The 9,806-nt window shown below is 41.1% G+C and carries 9 protein-coding genes and 1 pseudogene; 1 reads left to right on the top strand and 9 read right to left on the bottom strand.

Going from position 1 to position 9,806, the window contains the following annotated elements; translation table 11 throughout:
- The 9 genes from K8S13_RS18675 to K8S13_RS18635 all read right to left on the bottom strand — a co-directional run.
- Nucleotides 1-320: HD domain-containing protein (locus K8S13_RS18675; RefSeq protein ID WP_291464896.1), on the bottom strand; the 320-nt coding region annotated here is incomplete at its 3' end.
- Entirely contained in the window at nt 313-1,011 is a 699-nt protein-coding gene (locus K8S13_RS18670) for an aspartate/glutamate racemase family protein (protein ID WP_291464894.1), read from the bottom strand. The genes K8S13_RS18675 and K8S13_RS18670, both read right to left, overlap by 8 nt.
- Complete coding sequence (locus tag K8S13_RS18665) at nt 1,011-2,279, bottom strand: TIGR03790 family protein (RefSeq protein ID WP_291464892.1); 1,269 nt, start codon at nt 2,277-2,279, stop codon at nt 1,011-1,013. The genes K8S13_RS18670 and K8S13_RS18665 overlap by 1 nt, the downstream gene beginning before the upstream one ends.
- The gene (locus K8S13_RS18660) at nt 2,276-3,052 is read right to left on the bottom strand and encodes a type III pantothenate kinase (protein WP_291464889.1); all 777 of its coding nucleotides are present in this window, start codon (nt 3,050-3,052) and stop codon (nt 2,276-2,278) included. The genes K8S13_RS18665 and K8S13_RS18660 overlap by 4 nt, the downstream gene beginning before the upstream one ends.
- Before the next feature lie 11 nt (nt 3,053-3,063).
- Entirely contained in the window at nt 3,064-3,996 is a 933-nt protein-coding gene (locus K8S13_RS18655) for a CdaR family protein (RefSeq protein ID WP_291464887.1), read from the bottom strand.
- Complete coding sequence (gene folP / locus K8S13_RS18650; protein WP_291464885.1) at nt 3,989-4,855, bottom strand: dihydropteroate synthase; 867 nt, start codon at nt 4,853-4,855, stop codon at nt 3,989-3,991. Before folP ends, K8S13_RS18655 begins: the two co-directional genes overlap by 8 nt.
- 11 nt (nt 4,856-4,866) lie before the next feature.
- On the bottom strand, nt 4,867-6,849 hold the full coding sequence (gene ftsH / locus K8S13_RS18645; RefSeq protein WP_291464883.1) for an ATP-dependent zinc metalloprotease FtsH: 1,983 nt from the start codon (nt 6,847-6,849) through the stop codon (nt 4,867-4,869).
- A gap of 117 nt (nt 6,850-6,966) precedes the next feature.
- Entirely contained in the window at nt 6,967-8,043 is a 1,077-nt protein-coding gene (gene tilS / locus K8S13_RS18640) for a tRNA lysidine(34) synthetase TilS (protein WP_291464881.1), read from the bottom strand.
- A 1-nt stretch (nt 8,044) separates the two neighbouring features.
- Nucleotides 8,045-8,902: a 1,4-dihydroxy-6-naphthoate synthase gene (locus tag K8S13_RS18635; RefSeq protein ID WP_291464879.1), complete on the bottom strand. Its 858-nt coding sequence runs from the start codon at nt 8,900-8,902 to the stop codon at nt 8,045-8,047.
- A 140-nt stretch (nt 8,903-9,042) separates the two neighbouring features.
- On the opposite strand from K8S13_RS18635, the pseudogene K8S13_RS18630 reads away from it, so the two are divergent.
- Nucleotides 9,043-9,806, top strand: a pseudogene (locus K8S13_RS18630) (excinuclease ABC subunit UvrA); the annotation flags it as partial.

Raw genomic sequence — 9,806 nt, 5'->3', positions numbered from 1 at the left:
CCATTCAGGATTTTATGAAGTGATAGTTGCTGTATCCCTAGTTTGGCATGATTAATAGATTTTGTGTCATTAAATGTAGCATACGTCAGATATTGTTTGAAACGGCCGATATCGTGAAACAAGGCAGCGATTTCGACAATTTTTAAATCATTTTGTGAGAGATGTATGGATTTGCCAAGGGTTAAGATATTTTCACAGACTCTGAGTGTATGTGTTTCTTTTAATTTATATATTTGGTTTTGCTCTGGATTATTCCCATAAAAGCCGGATACATATTCACTAAACCAGGCTTTAAATTTCAGCAGTTGCTCGTTATTCATATTTTAAGGCCCATTCGACCGCCTTTGCCGCATGGATTTTAGCCGTGTCGTATAGAGGGATATCAATATCTTCGGGCTTAAGAAGCATGCCGATCTCGGTACATCCCAGAATTATTCCCTGGGCGCCTTTTTCAGCCAGTCTCTTTGTAATATTGAGATATGTTTTTTGAGATTGGGTTTTTATCTGGCCCAGACATAATTCTTTATAAATAATCGTATGGATGGAGTTCCTATCCTTTTCATCCGGAATAATGACATCAAGATCAAATTTTGAGATCAGGCGATTTTTATAAAACTCCTGCTCCATGGTATAGGCAGTGCCTAAAAGCCCAACTCTTTTAATTTTGTCATGAACAAGAACCTGGGCTGTGGCATCGGCAATATGAAGCAAAGGGATATTCACTGCATCTTCAACTATCCCTGTCAATTTGTGCATGGTATTTGTGCAGATCAGTAAACAATCGGCACCGCCCTTTTCCACTTTTCGGGCCGCGTCGGCCATTATATTCCCAAGGCTTTCCCAGTCTTCTTTGTTCTGAAGTTTCTCAATGGGTCCGAAATCAACGCTGTACAGCAAAATCCGGGCTGAATGAAGACCGCCTAAAGCCTTTTTTATTCCCTGATTAAGTTCAGCGTAGTAATGGGCCGTACTCTCCCAGCTCATGCCACCGATCAGTCCAATGGTTTTCACTATATTTTCCTTTTGTTTATAACATTTCGAACTAAATTAAGTTTGTATAAAGGGTCTCCAACAAGAACCATTTTCCAGGAAAGGTAAGGCAGACTTATTATATATGATTCTGCCAGAGTAAGATATCCTTCCGTGAGATAATTAAAGAAAATCTGGGGTACTGGAAAGGCTTGAACATAAGGCTCTCCAACAGGACCGACCGTTGCAGCTATTCCATTATCCAGCATTTTTTTACACCAGACCTGGCTGGTTTCCCTTTTTAGCGTTGAGCATTCAGCACTGGCAATATGATATCCCACAGAGCCTTTTTGCCAGGTAAAAGCATCGATATATTTTGCAAGGCTGTACCAGCCGCAATAAAGAGCCGTATTAAGGCTTTCTCCTTTCTGGAACAATGTCATATCGTCATTCAGGATAACACGGATTCGATTTTTTTTTGAAAGCAATTGTGATGCACGATGAATAGATTTGTCATAAAAGGTATATCCTGAAACTTTTTTTGTCCCTGGATCTTCCCATCTGGCATCAAAATAGGCCGACCCTTTTAAGCCGTTTGTCTCCGCTTCAATGCTATCGTTAATGATTCGTTTTACAATGGTTTCATTGGCACCGTCAAGCCGGCTTGTCATTAAAACTTCAGACTGCTTTATTTTGGTCTTTTGGTTTCTGAAGCCCAGGTAATATGGATTTGTCAGCCACATGTTAAGGTCATATTTGCCTTTTTTTATAAGGGATAGTTCGGAATCAAATGAAGCAACCTTGTCAATTGTTTTCAAATAGTCTGTGATTGTTTTTTTCAGGCGGGATAAGTCATCCTGCTTTTTTTGTTTTACTTTTAAATCAATTATTTCGCCATTATTCAATTGATCTTCTAAGATTTTTTTTTGGGTTTCAAATTCCTGCAATTTTGCTTTTTCAGCCTGACTTTTTTCTGGAGAAGCAATCCTTAACGGAACCCCGAACATGGTGACGATGGCCCGGATATGTCTGTTTTGATCAAGAAATCGTCTGATGGGCGGAATCGCCTTTTTTTCATATTCGCCCCGTGTGCAGGTTTCTCGATCCGTCATAAATAATAAAATCAGATTTTTTTCAGGGACATGCCTTTTGTTCATGTAATATTTTGCAAGCCCCTTACTCTTTGCTGCATTTAAGTTCGCAATGACAAGAACTTCTCCAGGATCAAGGGCAAAGGCCTGTGGACAAAAAAAGAAAACCAAAAGGCTGAGGAGAACATATTTTAAATATCGGTCTGTTATCGCCCTCATTTATTTCCAATTTCATTATAGATGATTCTTAAACCATCAAGAGTGAGAGATTGTTCTACTTTTTCAATGGTGTTTGAAATTTTTGATATCAGTGGCGCAAGGCCGCCCGTGGCTAGAATCCGGGGTAAGGTGTCCATCTCTTTTGTCATTCTTTCGACCATCCCGTCCACCATAGCAGCATTTCCATAAATAATACCTGATTTAATGCTTTCAATGGTATCTTTTCCAATGATCTTTTCAGGGGCTTCGAATATTTCTACCCTGGGCAGCTTGGAGGCCTTTTGAAAAAGAGCTTCGGAAGCAATCATGACACCCGGTACAATGGCACCACCCAGGTATTCTCCCTTTTCGGAAATGACATCAAAGGTTGTCGCAGTTCCAAAATCAATAATGATGAGAGATGTTTTATACTTGTCATAGGCTGCAACAGCATTGACAATCCTGTCGGCTCCCACTTCATTTGGGTTATTATAGAGAATCGGCATCAGCTTTTTAACAGAGTTCGGATTTATCCATAAGGGTGTTAAGCCCATATACTTTTCGCAGAATGCATTCAGTATCGGAACCGCTGAAGGAACAACCGAAGAAATAATGATTTTGTGAATATTTTTACGATCAATGTTTTTATCTGAGAAAAGTGCGTTGGCAAGTACATTGAATTCATCAGCAGTTGAGTCTCTAATTGTTCTGATTCTCCAGTCATGTTTGAGCGTATCACCGTCATAAATACCGATAACGGTATTTGTATTTCCCACGTCAATCACAAGAAGCATAAGTTTTTCCTTTATTCTATTTTTATAGTAAATACTTGTGGGGAAGCATCTGTCATCATCAGACCCACTGGTATGTTGATATATGCATGCCGGGCATATACACCGGGCGTAAGTCCCTTCAAATCGATAAATGAATAGATTTGATTCGTAATTTCCTTATTATTTAATGTCTCAAAGGGACCTTTGATCCGGATTGTTATCCGGGAAGGTTCAATTTTGGCCATGGATGTACGATTCCATGCCTGGATGGGAATATTTTCAATTGTTTTTGAGACCAGCTTTTGCTGAACCTGGACAGTTACGATAATGATATGATCTGATGAGGAAATGATGGATGGGTTATCCAGGTCCAAAGGAACCTTTTTTTTAAAATTTTCGTTGGCATTTGTAAGGTCAATGGGCTTTGTTTTTAATTCCTTGATGGAACAAATTAAGGGTACAGCACCGGTTAATTCAACACTGGCGGGTTCTGTGGCAGCTTCCAGCACAATATATCCTTTGGCAGGCTTTCCTGTATAGGGAACCGATATTTTAAAAGTTTTTTTTATCTTTTTTTCAAGGTGAACGCTTAGATAAGAGGGATTAATACTCAGAATTTTTATGGCCGGGTTCATGGGAATTCGTTTTTCCTCAACAGGGATCAAATATGCCCCGGGTTCAATGGAGTCGGAATCACCTGCAGGATCGAACTCAAGATCAGTATAAAGATCCACAGGATAGCAAATATTTTCCTTGTTGATGAGTTCCATTAATTTTGGATCAGCCTGGATTCTGATTTCAATTTTATCCGTATGAAAGTATGTCAGGACCATATTTTCCGGTACATTGGAAAAGTCCACAGGAAGCAGAAGATCTGTTTCAACCGGCTCTGTTGTACATCCGGAAAAACAAAAAAGAATGAGAATAAGAATGAAGGTATTGAAATAGAACTTAAACTTATGCATTCCTGATCGAATCTATGATACGGGTAAAGGGTTTGACTTTTTCAACATCATGAACTCTGATAACGTGGGCACCATTCAGAATAGAGGCTGCAACAGCCCCCAACGTGCCGTATTCCGTCTTTATATCATCCGGTCCAACCGGGGTTTTGTCATTTTTATTAAGAATATTCTGAATAAACGACTTTCGTGACGGCCCCATGAGAACAGGGAAACCGAGAGTGGTAATTTTTTCAAGATGGTTGATGAGGACCAGATTGTGTTCAACGGTTTTCCCAAAACCGATTCCCGGATCAAGGATGATATTGTTTTTTTGTATTCCTTTTTCCATGGCATATACTGCTCTTGACTCAAGATAAGTTGTGATTTCAAGCATTAAATCATTATAATTGGGGTTCACCTGCATGGTTTCAGGAGTTCCCTTCATATGCATCAGCACCACAGGCACATTCCTCTGGGCGGCAAGGTCAGCCATGGCAGGATCTTTTTCAAAAGCAGATATGTCATTGATGATGGCGGCGCCTGCATTGAGAGCTTCTCTGGCAACAACAGATTTTACCGTATCAATGGAAATGGGTATATCAATTCGTTTTAACAGGTTCTCAATAATGGGGATGACACGGTCAAGTTCTTCTTGTTCCGAAACCGGTGTTGCAAAAGGTCTTGATGATTCTCCGCCAATATCAAGGATGTGTGCTCCGTCATCCACAAGTTTGATACCTTGGTTTACCGCTGTTTCAAAGGTGTTGAATTTTCCACCGTCGGAAAAGGAATCCGGTGTTGCATTTAAAATTCCCATAATGCAGGTTTCAGGTCCAAGTTCGAGAAGGAATCTGTCAAATTCAAGTGCGAATGGCTGCATGAAATATCCTTCTACTCAGACTTCGGTGTCTTTGTATCATCCGTCTCAGAAGTATCTTGAGTGTCAGAATTTTTAGTTTCGTCAACAATCTCAATGCTCTCCTTGTCGTCGCCTTTCCCGGATTTTTCTTGATTTTCGGGTTCAACCGGCTGTTTTGGCGGTGTGGATACGTTCTTTTTACCGAAAAAATCAAAATCAGGCCGCATGGTTGCAATCAGGTCATCCAGTTCCGGCCCCAGAACCGTCTCTTTTTCAATGAGCAGGTCGGTTAATGCGTGAAGTAACTCAATATTTTCTTTAAGGACCTTTTTAGCGGTTTGATATGCCCGGTCAATGATCAAAGCAACTTCAGCATCAATTTTTCTGGCTGTTTCTTCTGAGTAAGCTTTGGCCTGGGTCATTTCACGACCAATAAAAATATTGTCCGAATGGTCTTCATAGGAAAGGAGAGTCAGGTTATCGCTCATGCCGAATGTTCTAACCATCCTGTTGGCAAGGTCGGTGGCCTGTTTAATATCATTGGATGCACCCGTACTGATTCTTTTAAAAATGATTTCTTCAGCCACCCGGCCGCCAAAGGCAATGGCAAGTTCATTTTCAAGCTGATCCTTATATTTAAAATCCCCTTCTTCGGGAAGAAACCAGGTGACCCCGGCAGCCCTGCCCCTGGGAATAATGGTAATCTTATTAACGGCATCAGTGTTTGGCAGGAACCTTGCCACAAGGGCATGCCCGCCTTCATGATAGGCGGTTGTTTTCTTTTCTTCTTCCTTGATGACTTTAGACTTTCTCTCAAGTCCCATGTAAACCTTATCTTTTGAATCTTCAAAATCCTTCATGTTCAGTTTTTCATGGTTCTGCTTAGCTGCCAGAAGCGCTGCTTCATTCACGAGGTTTTCAAGATCAGCACCGGAAAATCCCGGGGTTCCTTTTGCCAGAATCACCGGATCAACATCATTGGCCAGAGGGGTCTTTTTCATGTGAACCCTTAAAATACCTTCACGGCCTTTAATATCAGGCATATCCACCATGACCTGACGGTCAAACCGTCCCGGCCGGAGCAGGGCAGGATCTAGAACATCTGCCCGGTTAGTAGCTGCCATGAGGATAACCCCTTCATTGGATTCAAATCCGTCCATTTCAACAAGAAGCTGGTTAAGGGTCTGTTCTCTTTCATCATGTCCTCCACCCAGGCCTGCACCTCGCTGTCGTCCAACTGCATCAATCTCATCAATAAATATGATACAGGGTGCATTTTTTTTGCCCTGGGCAAAGAGATCTCTTACCCTTGAGGCACCCACACCCACAAACATTTCAACAAAATCAGACCCGCTGATGGTGAAAAACGGTACTCCGGCCTCACCGGCTACAGCCCTTGAAAGAAGCGTCTTTCCGGTTCCGGGATTTCCCAATAGTAACACTCCTTTGGGGATACGTCCCCCAAGCCGGGTATATTTATCAGGATTTTTTAAAAAATCAACTATTTCGGTCAATTCTTCTTTGGCTTCATCAATTCCCTGGACATTGGCAAAGGTGACTTTCTCTCCTTTATCATCCAGCAGCCTTGCCCGACTTTTTCCAAAGGACATGGCTTTCCCTCCGCCGGCACCCCCCTGCATCTGGCGCATAAAAAAGATCCACACACCAATGAGGACAATCATGGGCAGCCAGGATACGATGATGGACATAAACCAGGAATTTTCAGCCGGTGGTTTGGCTTTAATGGTAATTCCGTTGGACCGCAGAAAACTGATCAGTTCACTATCATCCGGTGCAAAGCATTTATATCTGGTGCCGCTTCCATCGGTTAAATAAAGGTCCTGACCCTGGATCACTACACTCTGAATACGTCCGTCCTCAACCATTGCAAGGAACTCTGAATATCCGACATCCACCTGTTGTCCGATCTGTTGCTGATTGAAGATGTTGTAAAGCATGACCATCATCAGAACAATTACCAGCCACAGGGAAATATTTTTATAAAATTGATTCAAGGTTCTTCCTTTCTATTCTTATAAACCCAACTAACAGATTGTAAAACTACCTAAATATATAAACACAAAATTTCAATATACAAGAAAAAGTTTTAGCTTTTTTAGCCTTTTTTAGTCTTATTTTTTTTGGGCCATCTGCCTTGATTGTTTCTCTTTTTTCCCGATTTCCCGCAAAGGTTTATTTTCTTTTTTGATAATAATGGTATCCTTTTTTTTATAAACCCTGATTTGGCCGGGGAGATCCAGGCTGATGCCAGAGGGTTTATTAAAACAAAATTCAACAATATCAATAAGATGGGTAAGGGAAATACGCTTTAAATCTTTTTTTATCTTCTTGATTGCTTCTCTTAATACCCGGTTTAACAGAGCCGGATGAAGGTTTGACAGCAGAGTTTTTGAAAATACAATAGAAGTGTCTTTAGTTTTGATTAAACAATTATTAAATTGTATTTTAGTTTCAGCATCCCAGAAGTCTTCTTCCTGTTTTAATATATTGCTCAGCCTGTCCAGGGCCTCAATGATTTCGGGATTGTATTCCGACTGAAGATGAGGAATTAGCTTATATCTGATATTATTTCTTAAATATTTCATATCCTTATTTGAAGAATCAAATACATAGGCCTGTTTTTTAAGTTTTAAAAAAGCAAGGATCTTAGTTTTAGACACCCGGATTAAAGGCCTGATATATCTGCTGTCCCGTATGGGCGGGATTCCTGAAAGCCCTTTGGGACCGGCTCCCCTTAACAGGTTCATCAATACCAGTTCGGCATTGTCGTCCTTGGTATGCCCCAGGGCAATTTTATTGTACCCATGACTTTCTGCGATCTGTTGAAAAAAATCGTATCTCACCTCCCGGCCGGCCTCTTCAATGGATAATCGATGTTTTTCAGCATAAGCTTTTACGTCTTTTTGCCCTTCATGGAACGGCAGGGCCAGCGTATCAGCAAGTTTTTTGACAAAGGCCTCATCCCTTAAAGATTCCTCTCCCCTCAGCAGGTGGTTCAGGTGGGCAATGCCTATTTTTATGGTATATCTCTCTTTAAGGGCTAAAAGGGACAAAACAAGAGCAACAGAATCCGGACCGCCGGAAACCGCCGCCAATATCTTATCTTTTTGATCAATCATATTATAATCAAAGATGGTTTTGGCAATATTTTCAATGAAATGTTTTTCCATGATTTTTTTGTCGTTCATATCAGCACGTAAACAGAGAAAACTTTGATTTTTTTATTAATCCTGAAGCCCTGGCCTTTTCAAAAAAGGTGGTGACAGCAGCTTCTCCGTCTTTTCCAATATCTTTTGAAAAATTATTTACATAGAGTTTGATATGCTGTTGGATCACATCTTCATCCATTTCCTGGGCATAATCCCGGATATAATCACAGGCCATGTCCGGGTGTGAAAAAGCATGGTTAATGCTTTGCCTGATCAGATTTTCGATGTCGCAAGCTATGGCAGGATCAATATTTCGTTTAATGGCAATACAGCCCAATGGAATGGGCAGGGATGTTTTTTCTTCCCACCATTGGCCAAGATCAGCCTTTAATTCAAGCCCCATGGTCTGATAAACAAACCGCCCTTCATGGATAATTACACCATAGTCAGCCTTTTTTTCAATGACAGTCGGCATAACTTTTTCAAATGGCATGGGAATAATGTCTGTGTCCATGCCGGCAAAGAGATCATCCATATAAAATTTGAAAAGATGGTAAGCGGTCGTCCCAAGACCCGGCACGGCAATAACAGGTTTGTTTTTGTCATCAATGGATCGTCCGGCAAGAGAAATAATCAGAGGGCCGCACCCCATCCCCAGCGCAGATCCGGTTCTTAAAAGAACATACTTATCCATTAGACTGCCAAATGCTGCAAAGGAAAGCTTGGTAATGTCATATGCACCTTTACCCGCATTTTGGTTCAGAGTTTCCACATCCTTAAGCACGATGTTAAAAGAATATTCTTTTAGGTCAATCAATTGCCGGGCAATGGCCTTGAAAATAAAGGTATCATTGGGACAGCTTGAATATGCGAGGCTGTATGTTTGATCTGGTTTCATATCTTAGTTATTATCAAAAAGGCAGCCCTAAAAGCAATTTGATTTTTAATATTCCATAACTTTACTTTTATTTTGTTATGCTTATGATTTTTTAATGTTGAAAAGAATAAAAAAAGAATGTCAGGAGTAGAAAGCAGGGTATGAAAAACGGTGGTTTGGCAGGCGTATCAACGGTTCGAACAAATTCAAATTCCAAGGAGCTTGACAGGATCATTGTCAAGGGAGCCCGGGAACACAATCTTAAAAATATTGATATAGACATTCCCAAAAAAAAGATGGTTGTTTTTACCGGGGTATCAGGGTCCGGCAAATCAAGCCTTGCCTTTGATACGATTTTTGCAGAAGGCCAGCGTCGGTATGTTGAATCCCTTTCCTCCTATGCCCGGCAGTTCATCGGTCAGATGGAAAAGCCAAAGTATGATACCATCAGGGGACTTTCCCCCACCATTGCCATTGAACAAAAAGCTGCCAGCAAGAACCCCAGATCCACGGTTGGAACCATTACGGAAATTTATGATTATCTCAGGGTGATGTTTGCCAGGACAGGAACCCAGTATTGTTACAAATGCGGGAAAAAAGTAGGCCGTGGCCATGCCCAGAGCATGGTATTCCAAATCATGTCATTGCCTGAGAATTCAAAGATTCTGATCCTTTCCCCCATTGTGGAAAACCGGAAGGGAGAACATAAAGACAGGCTTGAAGAGCTGAAAAAACAAGGGTATGCCAGGGTCAGGGTGGATGGAGTTGTTCAAGGACTTGAAAATGTTCAGACCCTTGCCAGAAACAAGAAACACCATATAGAAGTTGTGGTGGACCGCCTGAAGATTAAAAATGATATAAAGTTTGAGAAACGCCTGACCGACTCTGTGGAGAATGCACTTAAACTGGGGAATGGTCAGATGAT

The organism is Desulfobacula sp., from assembly GCF_021107415.1.
This window is presented reverse-complemented; position numbering and strand designations above follow the sequence as displayed.